This is a genomic window from Glycocaulis sp. (genome assembly GCF_051859565.1).
Classification (GTDB): domain Bacteria; phylum Pseudomonadota; class Alphaproteobacteria; order Caulobacterales; family Maricaulaceae; genus Glycocaulis.
In genome coordinates, this window is record NZ_JBHYFK010000003.1 from 308,356 (window position 1) to 330,015 (window position 21,660).

Genomic DNA, 21,660 nt, shown 5'->3' on the forward strand with positions numbered 1-21,660 from the left:
AGGGAGAAAGCTCCGATGACTGGTACACCCAATCCCCACGCCCGCCGCTACATGCTGCATATGTTGCTCGCCATGATGGGCTATACGGCGGTGCTGTTCGCTTCCATCACGGTCTTGCGCGGAGACATGATCGGCGCCGACTGGCTGCGTATCCTTGTCGCCATATCGCCCGTGTTTCCCGCGCTCTACGGCCTGCATGCCATGATCGTCTTCATCCGCTCCATGGATGAATTCAACCGGGCGGTGATCGCCGAGGCCACGATGATCTCCGCCGGGGCGGTGGCGTTCATCAGCTTCGCCTACGCCTTCGCCCAGCAGGCAACGGACCTGCTCCCCGAGATCGGCCTGATCTGGGTTCTTCCCGCCATTATCGGCGGGCAGGGGATAGCAGCCTGCTTCGTGCGCGGACGCTACCGCTAGGAGGGCGAGATGAAGAACCGCCTCAAGGTCCTGCGCGCAGAGCGCAACTGGAGCCAGGCTGATCTCGCGGATCGGGCAGGTGTGTCGCGCCAGGCGATCAATGCGGTGGAGACGGGCAAGTTCGACCCGTCCCTGCCGCTCGCCTTCACGCTCGCCGAGGTGTTTGGCCTCAGGATCGAGGAAATTTTCGATCCCAAGGGGTGAGGCGGATCAGACCCACTTCGCCCCTTTGGCCAGACCGCCTGCCTTTGCGTATTCCTGCGTGCCCCTGGTGTAGACCTTCTCACCATCAATGATGTCACTGGCCTTGAAGTCCGGCTGGCCTTTCAGGCGGGCATAGATCGGATCGAAGTCCTGCCCGGCGGTCGCCTCCATCAATTCCTCGTAGGAATCGATGACGAAATAGGTCTGCTGGAAGTCGTCATAGCGGTAGTCGGTGCGCATCACGCGCTCGAGATCGAAATGGACCCGGTTGGGCGAGCGCCCTTCCAGCGAAAACACCGACTCAGACTGGCTCGAAACGATGCCCGCGCCGTAAATACGCTGGCCTTCGGGCGTGTTGATGAGGCCGAACTCCACCGTGTACCAGTACAGCCGGGTCAGGTTCTCGATCATGTCGTGCTTGGCAGCCTTCGCGCCGCCCTTGCCATAGGCCTGCATATAGTCGGCAAAGACTGGCTGGGTCAGCAGCGGCACATGGCCGAACACGTCATGGAAAATGTCAGGCTCGGGCAGGTAGTCCAGCTTGTCGGCGTCGCGGATGAAGCGCCCCGCGACAAACCGCCGGTTGGCCAGATGGTCGAAGAAGACATCGTTGGGGATCAGCCCGTGAACGGCGATGACCGTCCAGCCGGTGAGCTTTTCCAGCTTTTCATTCATGCGGCGGAAGTCGGGAATGCCGCCCTCATTGAGGTTGAGCAGTTCCAGACCCTTGAAGTGCTCCGGCGCGGCGCGGCCCTGCAGCACCTTCATCTGGCGCTTGTAGAGCGTGTCCCACACGCCGTGTTCCTCAGGCGTATAGCGGTCCCAGCACTGGTCAATCGAATGATCTGCGGCGGGGGTCTGTTCGGCGACGACGGGATCCTGGACAGGCATGGCTCGCTCCGGATTCGATAAACTTCTCCGGCAAGATAAAGCACGGCCCCCCGCTTGCGCGAGAGGCCGCACTGCATGGCGCATGCTTTTTATCCGCTAGCGGACGCAGAGCACGTCGGCGAGGGCGCCATTGGACGGCGCGGTGCGCCCCTGACCGATGAAGTAGTGATTGCCACGGCCCTGATCGGTGATGGCGTAATAGGCAGCGCCGCGGAAGCCCTCGCCCCGGCACAGCGCATCCGCTGTCACCTGGTCACAGGCGCGCTGGTCAAGGCTGCTCATGCAGCGGGCGACCGGAGCGCCGCTAATGCGCGGATTGGCAAAATAGGTGCTCTGCGCGCCGCGCGTGCCGCCAAACACCGATCCCGGACGCAGGTTGGAGCCAGGCCCCGGATTGAAGCCGGGGTTGGGCCCCGGATTGGCTGTTCCCGGCGGGGTATACTGGGAGGTAGGCGATGCCGAGCTGATTTCCCGGTCAAGGCCCATCCGGCGCAGATCGGATGCATCGTTACGAAGCGTTTCGCAGCGACCGCCAAAGCTGGCGTGCTGGCAGACGATCCATTCACCGCCGAGCACGCGCAGCGAGCGGGGGCGGTCGTTGAACTGGATCGAATTGAAGTTCGCTACATTGTCCATGATCAGGCGCGCTTCGCCGCCAAAGTTCGGCTCGGAGAACATCATCAGCGCTTCGCGTCCGCCCCGGCGGAAATCAACCGGACGGGCCGAGCTGATCTGGCGGTGCCAGCCGCCGGTCAGCTGGGGGGTATCTTCCCAAAATATTTGGCAGCGGCCTCGATAATTGATGTCGAAGCAGAGCTCCCAATAGCCGCTCTGGATACGGAACGAGCCGGGAATGTCGTTGAAGTTCATGCGGCGGAAGTCTGGTGCATCACCATCCACCCGTATCGAACGGCCCGTGTAATTCGGTCCTTCAAAGAACTCGATGACCGGCGTGCCGCTGCCCGGACGTCCGCGCTGTGCCTCCGCGTCCAGCGGAATGAAAATGAACGCGATTGCGGCCGCTCCCAGAGCGGCAATGCCTTTGGCCAGGTTCATGATGGTACTCCCTTTCCAGCCTGTTCACTGCGGGAAAAGTGACCTTTTCGCCGTGAACCCCCGATGAAAGCCCTGAAGGGCTTTCGTTCATCATCAATACCCTTGTGCGGCGCCGTCCGTGCGCATTTCCGAAGCCGCTGACAGAACGCCGGTCACGGGATCGCGCCTTATTGCCTGATAACCGCCAAATCCGCCATCGCTGTTGCCGAGCACATGGCCACGCTGCTCCAGCGCATCGCGTACCGCCTGCGGGACACCGCTTTCCAGATGGACAACGCCCATGCCCGCCGGCGCGCCCAGTCCGTCAGTCGGCTCGGTCGAACCTTCATGACGCCAGCGCGCTGCATCGCCCGCCTGCTGAATGTTCAGGCCGAAATCGATCATGTTGCTGAGCACCTGCACATGCCCTTGCGGCTGCATGGCCCCGCCCATCACGCCAAAGCTCAAGTAGCCCTGACCTTCATAGGTCACCATGCCGGGGATAATGGTGTGGAAGGGGCGCTTGCCCGGCTCGTAGACATTGGGATGCCCTTCATCAAGCGAGAAGGCCTCGCCACGGTTCTGGAACATGAAGCCCAGCCCGTCGGCCACGATGCCCGCGCCCATGCCGCGATAGTTCGACTGGATCAGCGACACCATCATGCCGCTGGAATCGGCGGTGGTCAGATAGGTCGTGTCATTGTGCTCGATCTGCGGCGGATCGCCCGGACCCACCTGGTCCATCGCCCGCTCCATGGAGATCAGGGCGCGCCGCTCGGCGGCGTATTCGTCAGAAAGCAGCCACTCCACAGGTGCGGGCTGGTAGGCCGGGTCAGCATAGAAGCGCGCCCGGTCCTCGAAGGCGAGGCGCTTGGCCTCGATCATGACGTGCAGCGTGTCCGCGCTCATAAAGCCCATCGAGGCAAGGTCATAACCTTCCAGGATCTGCAGCATTTGCAGGACGCTCATGCCCTGGCCCTGCGGGGGTATCTGCCAGACATCATAGCCGCGGTAATTGACCGTGACCGGCTCCACCCATTCGGACGTGTGGGCGGCGAAATCCTCATAGCGCAGCCAGCCGCCAATCCGGCGCATATAGGCGTCTATCGTGCGGGCGATCTCGCCCTCGTAATAGGCATCACGCCCCTGTTCGGCGAGCAGGCGGTAGGTGCGGGCCAGGTCCGGATTGCGGAACACCTCGCCCTCTGCAGGCGCGCGCCCTTGTGCGTTCAGATAGGTCGCGCGGGCATTGTCAAACTCGTTGAAGGCACCGGCATCATAGCGCGCCTGCAGGATGCGCATATTGCGCTCCCAGTAATAGGCAATCGTCTGGCTGACAGGAAAGCCCTCCTCCGCGTAGCGGATGGCAGGGGCCAGAACCTGCTCCATCGGAAGGCGGCCAAAGCGCTCATGCAGGGCAAACCAGCCATCAACCGCGCCGGGCACCGAAACGGGCAGGGGACCGACGGGCGGGATTGTCCCCTCCGGCGTCAGATTGGCGCGAACGGTCTCGATATCGAGGCCCATGGGCGAGCGGCCCGCCCCGTTCAGCCCGTAAACCTGCTGCGTCTCCGGGTCATATACGAGAACGAAAATATCGCCGCCAATACCGTTGCCGACCGGTTCCATCAGGCCCAGAACGGCGTTCATTGCGATGGCGGCATCGACCGCATTGCCGCCAGCTTTGAGTATGTCGATGCCGACCATGCTGGCCAGCGGCTGGGCGGATGCTGTCGCGCCATTGACCGCCTGAATGGGCGAACGTCCGGCGTAGTGGTCGCCCGTGATCCGGTCTCCGGGATAAAAGGTCTGGGCGGCGCTCGCCGGTATCATATGGGTAAAGGCCATGACGGCTCCTGCGGCCAGAATTGCGTTCAGCGTTTTCATGATGCTCCCCTTCGCCCCGCAAGCTAGGACCGGGGCTTCTTCTTGAGCGGCATCATGGCGTTGGCTCGCGCTGACGCAAGCAAAACCGCGGGCGTTCACACGCGTGTGACGTCAATCATTGCCATCATTCCCGCTGCGGCGCTGGCGGTCGAGCAGGCCGCGCAGGAGGTCGGCCGGCGTGGGTTGTGATTGCTCCTGTTCCTCTTCGCTTTCGCCTTGCCGCTGGCCCGGAAGGATGCGGTCCAGCAGGCCGCGCGCCTGTCCGGTGGCCAGTTCCCGCGCAACCGCCTCGAAGTCGACGCTGAATGAAGGATTGCCGAAATTGCCCCGGATACGCACAGGCACGGCAATGCCGTTCAGCTCCGGCGTGCCGCCCTGGCCTGCAAGCGACGCGACGGCGCGCGGCGAAATGCGATAATCCACCGACTGCTCCACGAGATTGAATTCACCCGCACCAGTAACCCGCAGAAGCGGGCTGAGCATGGACAGGTCGCTGTTGGACAGCACACCATTGCGGATGGTGAAGCTGCCACCCAGCTCGCTGAAATCGGTTTCTTCCTCCGGTCCGAAGCCCTGCGGCAGCTGGCGGGTCGTGATCGCGGTCTGCACGCCGCGCAGTATCCGCGCCAGATTGAAGCCTTCAATCGCGCCATCGGCCAGCCGCAGATTGCCGTTGCCCGACAGCGAACGCATGATCGCCGCCGTGCTGGCGCCCGAACTGGTCAGGTCAATCGTGAAATTGCCCAAGCCGCGCAGTGCCGAGAAATCCGCTGCTGCACTCAGGAAGGGCTGGGTCTGCAGCCCTTGCAGCCGGGCGTTCAGCGTATAGCTGGGCGTCGCGCCCCGGGCGTTGACGACGAGCTGGCCCGATCCGCTGCCGCCATAGAGGGTAAAGCGGGACAGATCCGCCACCAGCCGCCCATTGGTGAGCTGGGCCCTGACATCGGCCTCGGTAACTTCGACATCGCCGAAAATCAGCCGGCCGGCGCTCAGCCGCAAATCGGCATCGACCAGCCGCAGCGCCGCCAGATCAATCTCCTCGGTGCTCCATTCGCTCTGCCCGCCTGACGGCGCCGTGCCTGCTTCCTCCTCCGGCATGTAGGGATTGAGATCGAGGCGCGGGATGACCAGTTGGCCGGTCAGAAATGGCCGTTCACCCCCGGTGCGGACGGTAAGGCCACCCGTTGCCGTGACCTCGTCGAGGCGCAGCCGGGCACTCTCGAAGCGCATCTCGCCCGGTATGCTGGTAAAGCGGCCCGAGGCCGCCGCGCTGCGCAGAGCCGATCCCGGGGGCAGGGGCTCGCCGGCAAGCCGGGCCAGGCCGGGAATGTCGGCTTCAACGCTGGCATCGCCCGCCAGATCGAACGTTCCGCTTTCCAGCGCATTGCCGTCAAAGCTCATGTTCAGCGGGGCTGACCGGACCTCCAGCGTCAACGGTGTCTGGCGTCCTTCCATGAAGGGGCGCAACCCCCCAAGCCCGGCGTTGAGCGAGATGGTCTCGCCGCGCAGCACGAAACTCCCGTTCAGGCGTGCATCCCGGTCCAGATCCGTGGCCTGCAGGCTGATATTGAGCTGCGAAACCTCCCAGGTCTCCGTCCCGTCGGAAAAGCTCACCGCGCCGTTCTCGATGCGGATATTGGAGAAAGTGCCGTCAATCGGCAGCGCGCCCGGCTGGCGGAAACCGCCATTATCGTCAGACGGCGGCGGCGCAGGAGCGTCAGCGGACGCAAACGTCCAGTTATTGCCGCGGGCATTCTGGCGCAGGCGGATGACCGGATCGACCAGAACGAACTCGCTCACCTCCACCCGGTTGGAAAACAGTGGCCACAGGGCGAGGCCGAGGCGCAGCTCGGACAATTCGGCAAATGCCTCCTCGCCAAAGCCGTCCGCATTGCCGATGGAGACATCACCTGCGCTGATCTGGATGGCCGGCAGGATGGACAGGCCAATATCGCCGCCAATGCTGACCTCTCGGCCCAGCTGCTCGCTTGCGCGCCGCTCGATCTCGCCGCGCCAGTTCTCCGGTGTCAGCAGCATGGGAATGAGAAGGGCGGCGGCGATGGCGATCCCGCCAAGGACCAGGAGAATCACAAGCAGGCGGCGCATGGCATCAGCTCCGGTGTGTCAGGGCGTAAGACGACGGAAACAGTTCCGCCGCCGGTCCGGTTATGTTTAACTTCTCAAGGCAACAGTTTCCATCACCCGTGCGCCAGTATAGCGCCGCCGGGGAGGGGAGTGGATATCTTGAAGGGAGATACCGGAATGTCTGACATGGTTGATACGTCTGCAGGGCGCCTGCCGGTGGTGAAGATGGACCGGCGCGAATTGCTGATGGGACTGGCCGCGGGCACGGTCGTGCCGCTGGTCGCCGGATGTACGGCACACAACGAGGCGCTCGGCCGCAGCCAGCTGATGATTGTGTCTGATGCGCAGATCGCCCAGCTCTCCCAGCAGACCTGGCAGCAATCGCTGCAGCAGGAGCGTGTGAGCCGCGATGCCAACAAGCGCCGTCAGGTAGAGCGCGTGGGCACCCGGATCGCGCAAGGCTCCGGCCTCACCCAGTATGACTGGGAATTCGTCGTGTTCGAGAATGACCAGATCAATGCCTGGGTGCTGCCCAACGGCAAGGTCGCGATCTATTCGGGGCTTCTCGATGTGGTGGACAATGACGACCAGCTGGCCACGGTCATCGGCCACGAGGCCGGGCACGTGGCCGGGCGCCACGCCCAGGAACGCGCCTCCCAGCAAATGGCCGCAGGCGTTGGCACGGGTCTGGCGGCCATCGCACTCGATCAGGGCGGGGCAAGCAATTCGGATATGTGGGCCGGCGTGCTCGGCGCGGGGCTGACCTTCGGCGTGCTGCTGCCCTATTCGCGCCGCCATGAATACGAGGCAGACCGGCTGGGCGCCGACTTCATGGCACGCTCGAATTACCGGGCGAGCGAGGCGCTGACCTTCTGGAATGGCATGATGGCGCGCAGCTCTGGCGGCTCACAGCCTGCCTTCCTGTCCACCCACCCGTCCGATGCCCAGCGCATGCAGGCCCTGCAGGCGCATATCCGCTCGTCCGGCTACGCCTGATACGCACGATACGTCACATGGCCGCCGGTCTTGCATCGCAACTCCGGCGGCGCTATGTCAGCGCTCCCGCCGCCTTGAGGCTTCGCCCTCGCGCCGGGTGAAAGCGTGCCGCCTTAGCTCAGTTGGTTAGAGCGCTAGATTGTGGATCTAGAGGTCCCCCGTTCGAGCCGGGGAGGCGGTACCATTTTTCTCCTCCCGCTATTCCTCCACCCCCATTTTCCACAGGAAAGTGCTGGCCGCCTGCGCGCTGCAGGGCGCGGCTTGCTTAACAATGGGTTAATCTGTCACAGAGGGCAGCCCTAAAGTCACAATGCCGGTTGAGGGGCCGGGGCAGGGAACACGCATGGCAAGACTGACCAGCACAACCGGCACCAGCTTCATCATCCTTGATGATGGCGAGCTGTATGACGAGGCCGATATCGACCGTATCTGCGAGCGGCATGCTATCGCGGATGCTGACCAGAAAATGGCGCTCTGGCGCCTGCTGGAGGAGTGCGGCCGCGCCCTGATCGATCAGAAACGGCTGCAGACCCGGCGCACCCAGATCGCCCGTCTGCGCCAGGATCTGCAGATGGGCCTGCGCCTGACCGGCCAGCTGGCAGGCCTTGTGCCGGACGCAGCCCAGCTGCGCGACGACACCCCCACCATGACGCTGACCCGCCGCCATCTGGCCGCGCTGCGCGAGGCCGAACGCCGTCTGGACTCCGGGCGTGAGGGCAGTGCCCGCACCCGTCTGGAGGATGCGGCTCCGGCGCTGGAATGCCTGCAGCGCGTGTTCGAAATGGCGCTGGAAGCGTGCGGCGAGCGTGAAGATGAGGAGGGGCCGGACGATGCCTGGCGCGCCGCGGTGACGGCGTTTTACTCGCGCACGCTTTCACGTCCCTGGTCACGCCAGGGCGATAATGCCGGGGAGCGTTTTCTGGCCGATTGCCGGATCGCGCTGGATCGCGCCGATGAGGACGTTGAGGGCGCCGAACGCGTCAGCCCCGTGCGCCTGGCGAGCCAGACACAGGGCTGATTGGCGTATCAGTTTGCGCTCTGACGGCGTTCCTCGACGAGGGCGCGCGCGGCGTCCTCGTTTTCAACCGCCTCGATGGACGCTATGCGGCAGCGCCAGCCATCATCGGGGATGACGAACTCGCTCATGGGCTGGCAGATGCGCTGATTGCCCGTGATCGAGGTGGCAATCTCCACCCCGAAATTCAGGCCCGAGCACCGCGTCGCCGTGGTGACGAGGAAAAAGCTGCTGGCGCCTGAACGCAGGATCAGGTGCCGGTCATCAATGACCGAATAGCCGCTAATGCTGCCGATCTGCACGCAGCGCTCTGACTGTATGGTCCCGCCGGCCAAAGCTGCGCCGGACAGGGTGATTGCAGCGCCTGCAGCCGCTATAGCTGCGGCGATCCGAGATTTGGCTCCGAATTTCACCACCATGGTAATGCGAACCTTTCCTGTCTTCCTGCGTCTCGCCCTGAACCTGAGGTTCTTCGAGCGAGGCTGGTATGCGTAACAGTGCTTCACGCGTGTGCATTATCGGTGCCGGGGCAGCCGGGCTGGCACTCGCGCATGCGTTGACCTTACGCGGAATTAATACCGTTATTTGTGACGCTGGTAAGGCAGGTCAGGGCGCTTTGGCGGCATCTGCAGGCATGATCGCCCCCGGCGCTGAAATCTGGGAAACCAGAAGCAGTGCTCACCCGCTTGCCGGCGCCTTCGGTGCGCTCGCCCGTCACAGCGCTGCACTATGGCCAGCCTGGGCGGGCAGGCTGCAGGCGCAGACGGGTATCGACATCGGTTATCGCGCCAGCGGCGCGCTGCTGCCAGCTTCGCCCGGCATGGCAGAATGGCTGGCGCGGCATGGCGTCGACGTGCTGGCGCTGGACGCTCATCAGGCACGTTCACGCATCCCTGGCCTTGCTTTGCAGGAAGGGGCGCTCTTCCTGCCCGGCGACGCTCATCTGTCCGCGCCGATGCTGGCCTCGGCCCTGATCGAGGCCATCACGGCCCGCGGTGTCACCCTGAATGAGAATGCCCGCGTAACGCGGCTTGAACGGAAGGAAGATGGCGGCTGGCGCGTCAGGCTTGCGGCCGGCGGCGTGATCGAGGCCGACATCGTGGTGCTGGCTGCCGGCTGGGCCGCCGCAGAGCTGCACCCGGCCGCGGCGGACATCTACCCGGTAAAGGGGCAGGCCTTGATGCTGGATGCGCGCGCTCCGCTCGACTGGCCGCTCCTGCGTGGCGGCGATGTGTATATGGCCACCAAGCCGGGAGGACGGTTGCTGGTCGGCGCCAGCACGGAACCGGGCCGCAGCGATGACCGCGCCGAACCGGACATGGCAGGAGCGCTGCTGGCGCGCGCGGCGCGCCATGTGCCGGACGTCGCTGATATGGCGCAGCTGGCGCACTGGGCGGGTGTGCGCCCGGCGCTGCCGGGGCTGATGCCACGCGCGGGACTGGCAGAGCCGGGCCTTGTCGTGTCGCTTGGCGCCTACCGGCACGGTGTCATGCTCGCTCCGGCGCTGGCCGAAGGGCTCGCAGAACTGATTGCCGGGGGCAGGGTGGATGACGCCCTTGCGCCTTTCGCACCCGGTACGGTTAACGAAGGCTTATCCTCCGCTGAGTGAGATAGGACGCAAGCGATTCTTTTTTCGGAGCGTCCCGTTCTCATGCCCGACCGCATCGGTAATGCCCTCGCGGGCCAGTTGCAGAATACCTTCTCGCCGTCGCGGCTGATCTCCGATGCGGCCAGTGCCACCGGCGCGAACTTTGACTTTCTGATGCGCACGGCGGCCCGGGAAAGCAATTTTGATGCGGGCGCGCGCGCCAGCACGTCCAGCGCATCGGGCATGTTCCAGTTTATCGAGCAGACCTGGCTGGCCATGGTTGCCCGCCACGGCGAGCGGCATGGCTATGGCGACATGGCTGCATCGGTGCGCCAGGACGGCAGCCGTTTTGTCGTGGATGATCCTGCCCGTCGCCGGGAAATTCTCGACATGCGCTTTGATCCGCGCGCGGCCAGCCTGATGGCCGGCGAGCTGACGGCGGAGAATGCGGCAATCCTGCGTTCGGCCACTGGCCGCGAGCCGACAACCGGCGAGCTTTATGCCGCGCACTTTCTGGGCGCGTCACGCGCAGCACGCCTGATCGAGACCGCTCATACCAATCCGGACATGCGCGCCGATGCGCTGTTTCCCGATGCCGCGTCGGCCAACCGGCGCGTGTTTTTTGATGGTGCCCGGCCGCGCAGCGCTTCCGAGCTTTTGTCTTTCCTGACACGGGAGCGTCCGTTGGCCAATGTGCCTGATACGGTTACGGCGCCGCGTACGGTGGCAGATGCGCAGGCCGGTGCCAGCCTGCAGCGTGTTCGCGAAAACCTCCGTGCCGGAGTGTCGGGCTATGCCACGGGCGGCGCTCCGGGCGCCGTGCTGTCGCCGGCTGTGGTGGAAATCCTCAACACACTCGACATGCCGTTGCGCAGCCGCGGGCGGCGTCCCTGATCCTTGCGCGATGCCGCAGCAATAACCCGTTAAGATTTCGGGCGCACGCTTGTGTGTGCCGGGTATCCTTGTTGTCTGGGAGTTTGAGGCCATGAGCGTAAAGGCTTTAAGAGCGCGTCTCACCCGTGAGGATGTAGCCCGCCTTGCCAGTGCGCAGGATGACGAGGGCAGGGCCCTTGCGGCACGGAAGATTTGCGCCCGTATCTCCATGCCCGGCCTGACACAGAGCGAGCGGACCGCCGCCAATGCCATTCTGGAAGTGCTGGCGAGTGATGCGGCGGACATTGTCCGGCGCGCGCTGTCGGTGACGCTGGCCCGCTCGCCGAACCTGCCGCGCGACGTCGCGCGCAAGCTGGCGGCCGATATCGACTCTATTGCAGTGCCCGTGATTGCTGGTTCGCCCTCGCTGACCGAGGAAGATCTTACTGAAATCATCCGCTCCGGGACGGTCATCCGCCAGCTGGCGATTGCCGGGCGCGCCGAAGTGCCGGGCAGTGTGGTGCGCGAGCTGGTCTTGCGTGGTGCAGACCCGGCTGTGCAGCGCGTGATCGCGAATGATGGCGCGTATTTCGATGCCGGATCCTACGCGCTGACGTTTGAGCGCTATCATGATCAACCCGCCATGCTCGAGCAGTTCGTGGAACGCGCGAGCTTGCCAATGGAAGTCACTGAAAAGCTGATAAATGTGATTTCCGAGACGGCTGTGGAGCGTCTTGTTTCACGCCACGCTTTGCCACCGCAGCTGGCGGTAGAACTAGCCGAAACCACCCGCGAGCGTGCGACGGTCGACCTTGTTGAACAGGCTGGCCTCAGCCCGGACCCGCGCCGTTTTGTCCAGCAGCTGCAGATGAACGGGCGCCTGACGCCTTCCCTGATCCTGCGCGCCCTGTTCCGTGGTCACATGAGCTTCTTTGAGCACTGTATGGCCGAACTGGCGGGCATTCCCCATGCCAAGGCCTGGCTGCTGATCCATGATGCCGGCCCGCTTGGGCTGGATGCCGTGTTTGAGCGCTCTGGTCTGCCGCGCCGGATATTGCCGGCGGTGCGGGCGTCGGTCAGTGCCTACCATTCGCTGGAACTTGGCGGGCAGGGCCCCGGCGATGTGTTGAAGTTCCGTGCGGCGCTCACCCAGCGCATATTCACGCAGTTTCAGGGTGCGCCGGAGGCCGACCTCGAATACTGCATGTCCCGGCTGGAAGCGGATATGCGCGCCGCAAATGAAGCCTCGCCTGCCGGAGCCGCCCGTCAGGCGGGCTGATCCGTTTTCAGGTAAAACTGTGCCGGCTCAGGCCGGCGCGCCAACCAGCGCGATAACGCGTGTTTCCAGCTCTTCTGCCAACGTGCGGCCGACAGCATGCTCGTCTGTACGGATGTTCTGGCGCAGGGCTGCGCGGATTGCCCCGACATGGGCCTCCACCAGCTGCACAGGGACCAGTTCGCGCTTCTCGCCGGTCTCCACCAGGCGGGAAAGGGAAGCCGCCATGCGCGTTACCAGTGGAAACTCGTAGGTGGCGCCAAGCCCGCGCAGATCATGGGCGACGGTGAAAAGCTCATCTCCCGCTTCGCTGGTCAGCCCGTTGGCCTGCACCTTGGCGAGGGCGGCTTCCAGCTTGTCGACCTCTTCGGCCAGCCAGTCGGCAAACTCATGCTTCATTTCGGCAAGCGCGGCCTCGGCGCGCGCAATCGCCGCCGGATCAGCGGGGGCTATCCGGCCGCCCACCTTTACCTTGAGCATGTTGGGCGGGTTGATGATTTCGATGGGTCGTTCGCGTTGCGTCATGGCCTTGTCCCTTCCCCTGTCACACTAGAGTGCCGCGTCTTCGCGGCGTTCCGGCCCTTCGTATTCATTGTTCAGACGCCGCCGGTCCGGTCCGAAAAACGCCTTGGTGCGGACAAACGGGCGTGGGCGGTTCACGATGACCTGCAGCCGCTTGTAAAGTTGTTCAGCCGAAAACGGCTTGACGAGAAACTCGGTGACGCCGGCATCGCGCGCTTCGCGCACGCGAGACGGCTCGGCATAGGCGGTCAGCATCACGATAGGGATGAACGGATTGCTGCTTTTTTCGGGGTTGCGCAAATGGCGCACCATCGCCAGCCCGTCCACAGGCGACATCTTCCAGTCAGTGATGATGACATCGATCTGCTCTACCGACAGTATGCCCAGTGCGCGCTTGACATCTGCGGCTTCAAAAACGTTGTCGCAGCCAAACGCGCCCAGCACGGCACGCACGAGCCCGCGCATGGCTGCGTTGTCGTCGACAAGCAATACGCGCAGCTTGGTGAAAGCCATGTTGGCAGGAAGTTCGCCAGCCAAAGCGCTACCTCTTTCGCAGTGTCCCCCATCTGGAGACAAACCCTACGCGGCACTTGCTTAATATACGGCTAAGCGAACTTTCAGGACGTGAATTGCTCGAGAATAATGCGCTCATCCAATGCCCGGCCGACATCGAACAGCATGGTGAGCGTCACGTCATCGGCTTCCGCAATGGTGACCGAGCTGACATCACGGAACTCGCGATTATCCGCCACCGCTGCCACCGGGCGCCGTACCGGCTCTATCACCTCGAACTTCACGGTGCTGGCATGGCTCAGCAGCGCCCCTCGCCAGCGTCTTGGCCGGAAGGCGCTGATGGGGGTAAGGGCCAGCAGGCTGGCATCAATCGGCAGGATGGGCCCGTGCGCGGAAAAATTATAGGCGGTCGAGCCGGCAGGGGTGGAGACAAGTACGCCGTCCGCTGCCAGTTCCTCCATACGCTCGATCTCGTCGATGAATATGCGGATCTTGGCCGTCTGGCGGGTCTGGCGCAGCAGTGAAACCTCGTTGATGGCAAGGGATTCGAAGGCCTCGCCCGAAACGCTGGTCCCTTTGGCGCGCAAGGGATGGATGATTGCCTGCTCAGCCGCCTGCAGATGCGCGGGCAGATCATCGTGTACCGGATCGTTCATCAGGAAACCGACTGAACCGAAATTCATCCCGTAAACGGGTATGTTGTGGCCCATCACGGCGTGCAACGCGTCCAGCATGCAGCCATCTCCCCCCAGCGCCACCACGCAGTCCGCTTCCAGAAGCGGGCTGTCGCCATAGCGCTTTACCAGCGCATTGCGCGCGCTCAGGGCATCGGGCCGGTCGGCGGCATGGAAGGCCAGGCGCATGGGAAAATCCGTAATCGGGACAAGCGGGGAATCCCATTGAAGCGGTGCCGGTGGCGCCGTGCAAGGGGCGAAAACGTCAGTGGAACCCCTTGCGTGTCTTTCCGTAACCCTGCGGGGTGTGCCAGAGTTGAATGCAAGCAGACGGAGCCGGGTTTGAAATGGCTATTGAAACCGCAGTAATGGCGCCTGACAATGTCTCTGTTCTCACCCGCGCTGGCCTGCTGGACCGCTTTAATCGCCTGCGGATGCGCTCCACGGCGCTGACATCACGCCTGTCTGACGAGGACATGGGCGCCCAGACCATGGAGGATGTCTCTCCGTCCAAATGGCACCTGGCCCATACCAGCTGGTTCTGGGAGACCTTCCTGCTGGAGCCATACCTGCCCGGCTATGAGGTCTTTGATCCGCGCTTCGGATTTCTTTTCAATTCCTATTACGAGGCTCTGGGGGAGCGGCAGCCGCGCGCCGCACGTGGCCATATCACCCGGCCGGGCGTCGCCCATGTCATGGCCTATCGTGCGCATGTGGACGGCGCGATGGAGCGCCTCATCGAGACCTGCGATGACGCCGGGCTGGAACAGATCGCCGCGCTGATCGAAACTGGCATCGCCCATGAAGAGCAGCATCAGGAACTGATCCTCACCGACATCAAGCACGTGCTCAGCGTCAATCCGTTTGGCGAGATCTATAGCGAGGCCTTGCCACCGCCTGCCCAGCCCGGCCCGGCCGCAGGCTGGATCGAACATGCTGGCGGGCTTGAGGATTTTGGTGCGGAGGCAAACGGCTTCGTGTTCGATAGTGAAGGCCCGCGCCACAAGGCATGGCTTGCGCCCTTCGCGCTGTCCACCCATTGCGTGACGAATGGCGAGTACGCCCGGTTCATCGCAGAAGGTGGATATGAGACCGCCTCGCTCTGGCTTTCCGATGGCTGGGCGCGGGTGCAGGCAGAGGGACGCAAGGCCCCGCATTACTGGCGTGGCGCGCCCGGCGAATGGCGCGAGTTCACCCTGCATGGCGAGCAGGAGATGGACCCGACAGCGCCGGTAAGCCATCTCGACTATTTCGAGGCCAGCGCCTTTGCCGAATGGACCGGCTACCGCCTGCCCGAGGAACGCGAATGGGAGCTGGCCGCGCGCCAGTTCAATGCTGGAAGCGCGCGCCCCATGACGCCTGATGGCTGGCTGCATCCAGCTTCAGCTGATCAGGCAAACCTGTTTGGCGGGGTGTGGCAGTGGACCCGCTCGGCTTATGCGCCCTATCCGGGCTATCGCGCGCAAAGCGGCGCACTGGGCGAATACAATGGCAAATTCATGTGCGGGCAGTTCGTCCTGAAGGGTGGCTCTGCCCTGACGCCGCCGGGCCATGTCCGGGCCAGCTACCGCAATTTCTTCCCGCCGCAGGCCCAATGGCAGATGACGGGCCTGCGTCTGGCGAAGGATTTGCCGAGTTGATTTGACCTGCGTGCATGGTCGCGCAATTCTTGACGGAGCAAATAATGAGAGGCCCGCCGGACGGGGCCGCACGGGAGAAATGCCATGGATGACCGCGCCCAGCTTTCAGTAAAAGATCAGGTCTCGGCCGAGGAATGGAAGGCGCGTTGTGATCTGGCCGCGCTTTACCGGCTCATCTTCATGCATGGCTGGGACGATCTGTTCTTCACCCACATCTCCATGCGCGTGCCGGGCCCGGAGGAGCATTTTCTGCTCAACCCGTTCGGCCTTTTGTTTGAAGATGTTACGGCCTCCAATCTCGTGAAGGTTGACCTTGAGGGTAATGTCCTGCCGCCCAGCCAGTACGGCATCAACCCGGCCGGCTTTACCATCCACTCGGCGATCCATCATGCGCGCCCGGACGTGAAAGTGGCGATGCACCTGCACACCGATCAGGGTGTCGCGGTGTCGGCGCAGAAGCGCGGCCTTCTGCCCATTTCGCAAAGCGCCATGACGGTGATGAAGGATGTCGCCTATCACGGCTATGAGGGCATTGCCCTGGAAGAGGACGAGAAAGAGCGTCTGGTGGCCGATCTTGGCGACAAGAACCTGATGATCCTCAACAATCACGGCACGCTGACCACGGGCGACCATCCCTTCTCGTGCTATGTGCGCATGTACATGCTGGAGCGCGCCTGCAAGATGCAGACTCTGGCGCAGGGCGCCGAGCTGGTCGAATGGGGCAAGGACATGCAGGACCGTGTCTACGCCCAGGGCGAGCAGGCCTTCACCAACGAGTTTTTCAAGGAAATCGCCTGGGCGGCCTTGCGTGGCCGGGTGGACAGGCAATCTCCGGGCTACGACGTTTAGGCGTCTTTGCTTTGCGCGGCCCATGGGTGATAGCCGCCTGTGTGCCGCTGCTGGCAGGTGTTCTGGCCGGAGAGGCGCAGGCCGGCGCATGGACCCAGAAACGCGGCGAGGGCGTGCTGCTGACCGGCTACTCCACGCACTGGCTTACCGCGCCGGGCGGGACACAGTTGCGCAAGTCGGAAATCAGCTTTTATGCTGAGTATGGGCTTGTGGATCGGGTGACACTGGTCGGGCGTTTTGCGCTGCAATCGCTCAGCGAAACCCGCGCCGCGCCGGATGAAGTGGCAGACACCGCGTTCAGCAATGCACTGGTCGCTGTTGGCGGCACCGAGGCTGGCGTGAGGCTGAGGCTTCTCGAAACCGGCCCCTGGGCTCTCTCCGCGCAGCTTTCACGCACCTTTGAATCGGGCGGCGAGAACCGCAACAATCAGCGCTTCGGGACCGGCGGAGCTGATGTGGAGACCCGGCTGCTTGCCGGGCGCGCATTTGGCCGGGATGGCTTTGCCGACATTCAGCTGGCCCGGCGGTCGCTGGCCGAACGCGGCGGCGAGGAATGGCGCTTTGACAGTGCGGTGGGTGTGCCTGTCTCGCCGCGCTGGCGTATCATCACCGAGACTTTTTCGGTGCGGGCCAGCAGGCGGCCCGGAGCGCCGGCCTATTAAGGCCATCGGGCCCAGCTCAGCGCCGTCTATGATGCGCCTGCCGGGTTTTCGGTCTCCGCGGGCGTGCTGGGCACGCTACAGACTGACAACTCCGCCCGTGAGAGAGCGGCGTTCATACGCCTCTGGCGGCGCTTTTAGACCGTGTAAGCACGCCGTTGAAAGGCTGCGGTGATGTGCTCATCACGGCTAATTCATTTTGCTTTTTGTCACTCGCAACGCATATCGCTACGCAAAAGAAAAAGAGAGACCGCCATGCGCCGCGCCATGTTCCTCATCATTGTTGCCATCATCTTCGCCGGGATGGCGGCTGCGGTTGTTGTGCGGGCGGTGTCTCAGAACTCCGGTGGCACCGGGCAGATGCGCGGCATGGCGACTCCGGTGGCCCTTTACGAGGTCGAACCGCGCAGCTTTGCCGATATCGTCGAGGCACTTGGCACTGCCAATGCCAATGAGTCGGTGCTGGTAACGGCCAAGATTTCCGACACGATTTCACGGATCCATTTTGATTCCGGTCAGCGCGTCGCGGCTGGCGATCTTCTCGTTGAGCTACGCGACGCCGAGGAGGTGGCTGGCTTGTCGGAAGCGCGCGCCTCCCTGCGTGAGGCACAACAGGAGCTGGAGCGCATCCGTGATCTGTCTGAGCGCGGGGTTGCGCCGCGTTCGCGCCTTGATGAGATACAGGCCAACGCTGAACGGGCCCGCGCGCGCGTCGCCGCGCTGGAGGCCCGCGTGGATGACCGGCTTATCCGCGCGCCGTTTAACGGCGTGGTGGGGCTGCGCGCGGTCAGCCTTGGCCAGCTGGTGCGCCCAGGCGACACGATTGCCCAGCTCGATGATACCAGCATCATCAAGCTTGATTTCACATTGCCGGAGCGCTTCCTTGCCACTGTGTCTGCCGGGATGGAGATTGCCGCCCTTACGTCGGCATTCCCCGGCGAGGAATTCACCGGCCAGATCACCCAGGTCGACAGCCGCATTGATCCGGCCACCCGCGCCGTGACGGTCAGGGCCGAGATTGATAATGCAGACGGCAGGCTGCGCCCCGGCCTCCTTATGACAGTGCAGGTCCGGCGTGATCCGCGCACCCGGCCATCAGTGCCGGAAACGGCTATCACCCGCCTGCGCGATCAGGTCTTTGTCTACACGGTGGCGCAGGATGAAGCTGGCCATTATGCGGTACAGCGCGAGATCCGTGTCGGCGCGCGCTCGGAGGGATTCCTCGAAGTGCTCGAAGGCATAGAGACCGGTACGGTCATCGTGCGTCAGGGCGTGCATCGCATTCGTGACGGCGCGCGCATTGCACCACGCGGGGACGGCAATGACCGGCGCACCGCCAGCAATGCGGTTGCCGCAGCGCCTGCAGGCACTGTGGCAGGGAGCGCCAACCCATGACGCTTTCCGATATTGCCGTCCGCCGCCCGGTCATCGCGTTTGTTGCCAGCGCCCTGATCGTGGTGTTCGGCATTCTGGGCGTTCGCGACCTGCCTTTGCGCGAGCTGCCTGATGTCGATCAACCTGTCGTATCGGTGCGCGCCGACTTCCCGGGCGCAAACGCCGAGGTGATGGAAAACCAGGTGACGCAGCCCATTGAGGGCGCGCTCGGCGGCATTGAGGGCGTCGATATTATCCGTTCAAGTTCGCAGGACGGCGAAGCGCGTATTTCCATCACCTTCCGGCTGGGGCGTGATCTCGAAGCGGCGGCGAACGATGTCCGCGAGGCCGTATCGCGCGCAAGGCGCCAGTTGCCGCCGGATGTAGAAGAAGTTGTCGTCACCAAGCAGGACTCCGACGCGCGGCCCTTCCTCTGGTACAATCTCATGTCGGAGTCGATGACAGCCGAAGAGCTGACAGACTACGCCGACCGTTTCCTCGTCGACCGCTTTTCGGTGATTGACGGCATCTCCCAGGTGCAGATCGGCGGCCAGCGCCGCTACGCCATGCGCATCTGGCTCGATCCGCAGGCCATGGCCGCCCGCCGGCTCACGGTCGCTGACATCGAGAATGCGCTGCGCGCCGAGAATGTCGAGCTGCCCGGCGGCTCTCTGGAGACCGCGTCCAGCCAGCTTGTTGTGCGTGTCGAGCGTCTGTTTGCCACCGAGGACAGCTTCCGACGCTTGCCGATCACCCGCGGTGACGGCCACATCATCCGGCTTGGCGAGATTGCCGATGTGGAGCTGGCTGCAGAGCAGGAGCGCGCCCTGTTCAGGGGTAATGGCCAGAACATGATCGGCATCGGCTTTATCCGCCAGAGCCGGTCGAACGCGGTGGCCGTGGCCGACTCGATCCGCGCGGAGGCAGCACGAATCGCGCCGCAATTGCCTGAAGGCATGCAGCTGCTCAACGCCTCGGACGACACGGTTTTCATTCGCGAGTCGATCAACGAGGTGTGGCGCACGCTTGCTGTCGCCGCCACGCTGGTCGTGCTGGTCATCTATCTGTTTCTGGGCAGTTTCCGCGCGGCGGTCATTCCTGCGGCTGTGGTGCCGGTCTGTCTGATCGGCGTGTTTGCCGTGCTCGCGGCCTTCGGCTTCTCGATCAACATCCTCACCCTGCTGGCGCTTGTTCTGGCAATCGGACTGGTGGTCGATGACTCGATCGTGGTCATGGAGAATATCCAGCGCCGCGTCGATCTGGGCGAGCCGCCGACACTGGCCTCGCTTCAGGGGGCGCGGCAGGTCTTCTTTGCGGTTATCGCCACGACTGCCACGCTGGTGGCGGTTTTCGTGCCGCTGGTCGTGTTGCCGGGCTTGATCGGCCGCATCTTTACAGAGCTGGCCGTCGCGATCACCGGGGCGGTGGTGCTGTCCAGCTTTGTTGCGCTCACCCTGTCGCCGATGATGAGTTCCAAGCTTGTCCGTCCGAGCGAGGGCGTGCGCGGCCCGGCACGATGGGTGGACAAGGGCGTAACGAAGCTCCGCAATGCCTATAAGGAATCGCTGGATGTCGTCCTGTCGCTTCCCTGGCTGATTATCCCGTTTGTGGTCGCCGCTGTTGGCGGGTCGATCTTCCTTTTCAGCCAGTTGCCCAGCGAGCTGACGCCGCCGGAGGATCGCGGCAATTTCTTTAGCCGGTTCAGCGCCGCAGACGGCGCAAGCTTCGAATATACTGCCGAGCAGGCCGCGATCATCGAAGACATTCTCATGGAGTATGTTGAAGCAGGCGAACTACGCCGCGTGCTGGTGGTCGTTCCGGGCTTTGGCGGCGGCGCCGGTTTTTCCAGCGGCATTGTGGTCGGCACCATGACACCGTGGGGCGAACGCCGTCCCGGCATGGAGATTGTAAATGAGGTCAACCAGCGTCTGGGGCAGCTGACGGGCGTGCGCGCCTTTGCCTCCATGCGTTCCTCCCTTGGCGGCGGGGGCGGTGGCGGAGATGACATCCAGATCGTCCTGCAGGGACCAGACTACGATCTTATCGACCGTGAGGCAGACCGGCTGATTGCCACACTTGAGGAGACCAATCCCGGCCTTCTGCGTGCCCGCAAGGATTTCGAGCCCAGCTCGCCGCGGGTGGTCGTTGACATCGACCGCGAGCGCGCAGCCGCGCTGGGCGTATCGGTGTCCGATATCGGGCGCACGCTGCAAACCCATCTGGGCTCCCGCCGCATGGGCCAGTTCATCGACCGGGGCGAGGCCTATAACGTCATTGCGGAAAACCGCCGCGAACAGCGCTCCAGCCAGTCGGACATGGAAATGCTCTATGTGCGCGGCGGGGCTGGCGAGCTCATTCCGCTGTCGAACCTCGTATCCTTGCGGGAAACTGGCGAAGCGCAGCAACGCAACCGCGTGAACCGTCAGCGCTCGATCACCGTGTCGGCCACCCTGGCCGACGGCTACACGCTGGGTGATGCCATTGACTGGCTGGACAGCTATGCGCGCGCCGAACTACCCGCCGACATGGCGACCGAATATGTCGGCAGCGCACGCGAGTTTCTGGAATCCAACAACGCCATGCTCTTTGCCTTCGGCATGGCACTGCTGATCGTGTTCCTGGTGCTGGCGGCCCAGTTTGAAAGCTTCATCCAGCCACTCATCATCATGCTGACCGTGCCGCTGGCAGTCGCCGGCGGCCTGTTCGGCCTGTACATGGCCGGCTCCTCGCTGAACATCTATTCCCAGATCGGTTTGATCATTCTTGTGGGGCTGGCGGCAAAGAACGGCATTCTCATCGTGGAATTTGCCAACCAGCTCCGCGAGGAGGGGATGAGCGTTGCCGAAGCGACGCTGGAAGCGGCGGCCACACGCTTCCGCCCGATCCTGATGACTGGCATCTCCACGGCAATCGGCGCGTTTCCGCTGGTCATGGCCTACGGTCCGGGCTCCGAAAGCCGCATCACCATCGGCGTCGTGATCTTTACCGGCGTCATGGTCGCAACCCTGTTCACGCTCTTCGTGGTACCGACGGCCTATGCGGTATTCGGCCGGTTCACCAAGACACCGAACTGGGTATCGCGTCAGCTGGAGAAGGAAGCGCGTCAGGCCGGTCAGAGCCTTGGCGGCTCAGACACCATACAGCAGCCAGCTGAGTAGG

20 protein-coding genes and 1 tRNA gene are annotated in these 21,660 nt (G+C 63.7%); 13 read left to right on the plus strand and 8 right to left on the minus strand.

Annotation, left to right across the window (positions count from 1 at the left end):
* Window positions 1-15 precede the first annotated feature (15 nt).
* Both ACTIGC_RS06445 and ACTIGC_RS06450 read left to right on the plus strand, forming a co-directional pair.
* A complete protein-coding gene (locus tag ACTIGC_RS06445) occupies window positions 16-420 on the plus strand; it encodes a hypothetical protein (RefSeq protein WP_439633627.1) in 405 nt (134 codons plus the stop codon).
* Window positions 421-429: 9 nt separating this feature from the next.
* Window positions 430-624, plus strand: a complete 195-nt coding sequence (locus ACTIGC_RS06450; RefSeq protein ID WP_439633628.1) for a helix-turn-helix transcriptional regulator — start codon at window positions 430-432, stop codon at window positions 622-624.
* 6 nt (window positions 625-630) lie between these two features.
* Here ACTIGC_RS06450 and phhA read toward each other — a convergent pair whose 3' ends face one another.
* The 4 genes from phhA to ACTIGC_RS06470 form a co-directional block, all read right to left on the minus strand.
* Entirely contained in the window at window positions 631-1,515 is an 885-nt protein-coding gene (phhA, locus tag ACTIGC_RS06455) for a phenylalanine 4-monooxygenase (protein ID WP_439633629.1), read from the minus strand.
* A 96-nt stretch (window positions 1,516-1,611) separates the two neighbouring features.
* Complete coding sequence (locus ACTIGC_RS06460) at window positions 1,612-2,571, minus strand: beta/gamma crystallin-related protein (RefSeq protein ID WP_439633630.1); 960 nt, start codon at window positions 2,569-2,571, stop codon at window positions 1,612-1,614.
* Between the two features lie 93 nt (window positions 2,572-2,664).
* Window positions 2,665-4,437 carry a gamma-glutamyltransferase gene (gene ggt / locus ACTIGC_RS06465; RefSeq protein WP_439633631.1) on the minus strand — a complete coding sequence of 591 codons (1,773 nt, stop codon included), beginning with the start codon at window positions 4,435-4,437 and terminating at the stop codon, window positions 2,665-2,667.
* A 111-nt stretch (window positions 4,438-4,548) separates the two neighbouring features.
* Window positions 4,549-6,543, minus strand: coding sequence for an AsmA family protein (locus ACTIGC_RS06470; protein WP_439633632.1), 1,995 nt, complete (start codon window positions 6,541-6,543; stop codon window positions 4,549-4,551).
* A 156-nt stretch (window positions 6,544-6,699) separates the two neighbouring features.
* On the opposite strand from ACTIGC_RS06470, the gene ACTIGC_RS06475 reads away from it, so the two are divergent.
* From ACTIGC_RS06475 to ACTIGC_RS06485, 3 genes are all read left to right on the plus strand, one after another.
* The gene (locus ACTIGC_RS06475) at window positions 6,700-7,518 is read left to right on the plus strand and encodes a M48 family metallopeptidase (RefSeq protein ID WP_233352547.1); all 819 of its coding nucleotides are present in this window, start codon (window positions 6,700-6,702) and stop codon (window positions 7,516-7,518) included.
* A gap of 107 nt (window positions 7,519-7,625) precedes the next feature.
* Window positions 7,626-7,702, plus strand: a tRNA-His gene (locus ACTIGC_RS06480).
* 159 nt (window positions 7,703-7,861) lie between these two features.
* Window positions 7,862-8,536, plus strand: coding sequence for a hypothetical protein (locus ACTIGC_RS06485; RefSeq protein ID WP_127566208.1), 675 nt, complete (start codon window positions 7,862-7,864; stop codon window positions 8,534-8,536).
* 8 nt (window positions 8,537-8,544) lie between these two features.
* Here the strand turns inward: ACTIGC_RS06485 and ACTIGC_RS06490 are convergent, their stop codons facing one another.
* Complete coding sequence (locus ACTIGC_RS06490) at window positions 8,545-8,952, minus strand: DUF6491 family protein (protein ID WP_127566210.1); 408 nt, start codon at window positions 8,950-8,952, stop codon at window positions 8,545-8,547.
* A gap of 68 nt (window positions 8,953-9,020) precedes the next feature.
* On the opposite strand from ACTIGC_RS06490, the gene ACTIGC_RS06495 reads away from it, so the two are divergent.
* The 3 genes from ACTIGC_RS06495 to ACTIGC_RS06505 are packed head-to-tail and all read left to right on the plus strand — an operon-like array spanning window position 9,021 to window position 12,273.
* Complete coding sequence (locus ACTIGC_RS06495; protein WP_439633633.1) at window positions 9,021-10,142, plus strand: NAD(P)/FAD-dependent oxidoreductase; 1,122 nt, start codon at window positions 9,021-9,023, stop codon at window positions 10,140-10,142.
* Between the two features lie 42 nt (window positions 10,143-10,184).
* Complete coding sequence (locus ACTIGC_RS06500) at window positions 10,185-11,015, plus strand: hypothetical protein (protein WP_439633634.1); 831 nt, start codon at window positions 10,185-10,187, stop codon at window positions 11,013-11,015.
* Window positions 11,016-11,070: 55 nt separating this feature from the next.
* Window positions 11,071-12,273 carry a DUF2336 domain-containing protein gene (locus ACTIGC_RS06505; protein ID WP_439633635.1) on the plus strand — a complete coding sequence of 401 codons (1,203 nt, stop codon included), beginning with the start codon at window positions 11,071-11,073 and terminating at the stop codon, window positions 12,271-12,273.
* A 27-nt stretch (window positions 12,274-12,300) separates the two neighbouring features.
* On the opposite strand, the gene ACTIGC_RS06510 is transcribed toward ACTIGC_RS06505, so the two are convergent.
* The 3 genes from ACTIGC_RS06510 to ACTIGC_RS06520 form a co-directional block, all read right to left on the minus strand.
* Window positions 12,301-12,795: an Hpt domain-containing protein gene (locus tag ACTIGC_RS06510; RefSeq protein WP_439633636.1), complete on the minus strand. Its 495-nt coding sequence runs from the start codon at window positions 12,793-12,795 to the stop codon at window positions 12,301-12,303.
* Window positions 12,796-12,819: 24 nt separating this feature from the next.
* Window positions 12,820-13,305: a response regulator gene (locus tag ACTIGC_RS06515; RefSeq protein ID WP_439633637.1), complete on the minus strand. Its 486-nt coding sequence runs from the start codon at window positions 13,303-13,305 to the stop codon at window positions 12,820-12,822.
* Window positions 13,306-13,409: 104 nt separating this feature from the next.
* Entirely contained in the window at window positions 13,410-14,168 is a 759-nt protein-coding gene (locus tag ACTIGC_RS06520) for an NAD kinase (protein WP_439633638.1), read from the minus strand.
* A gap of 179 nt (window positions 14,169-14,347) precedes the next feature.
* Between ACTIGC_RS06520 and egtB the strand changes: the two genes are divergently transcribed.
* The 5 genes from egtB (at window position 14,348) to ACTIGC_RS06545 (ending at window position 21,659) form a co-directional block, all read left to right on the plus strand.
* The gene (gene egtB / locus ACTIGC_RS06525; RefSeq protein WP_439633658.1) at window positions 14,348-15,619 is read left to right on the plus strand and encodes an ergothioneine biosynthesis protein EgtB; all 1,272 of its coding nucleotides are present in this window, start codon (window positions 14,348-14,350) and stop codon (window positions 15,617-15,619) included.
* A gap of 84 nt (window positions 15,620-15,703) precedes the next feature.
* Window positions 15,704-16,468 (plus strand): class II aldolase/adducin family protein, encoded by a 765-nt coding sequence (locus ACTIGC_RS06530; RefSeq protein WP_127566223.1) that lies wholly within the window; start codon window positions 15,704-15,706, stop codon window positions 16,466-16,468.
* 26 nt (window positions 16,469-16,494) lie between these two features.
* Entirely contained in the window at window positions 16,495-17,130 is a 636-nt protein-coding gene (locus tag ACTIGC_RS06535; protein ID WP_439633639.1) for a hypothetical protein, read from the plus strand.
* Between the two features lie 252 nt (window positions 17,131-17,382).
* Window positions 17,383-18,522: an efflux RND transporter periplasmic adaptor subunit gene (locus tag ACTIGC_RS06540; RefSeq protein WP_439633640.1), complete on the plus strand. Its 1,140-nt coding sequence runs from the start codon at window positions 17,383-17,385 to the stop codon at window positions 18,520-18,522.
* On the plus strand, window positions 18,519-21,659 hold the full coding sequence (locus ACTIGC_RS06545; protein WP_439633641.1) for an efflux RND transporter permease subunit: 3,141 nt from the start codon (window positions 18,519-18,521) through the stop codon (window positions 21,657-21,659). Before ACTIGC_RS06540 ends, ACTIGC_RS06545 begins: the two co-directional genes overlap by 4 nt.
* Window position 21,660 lies beyond the last annotated feature (1 nt).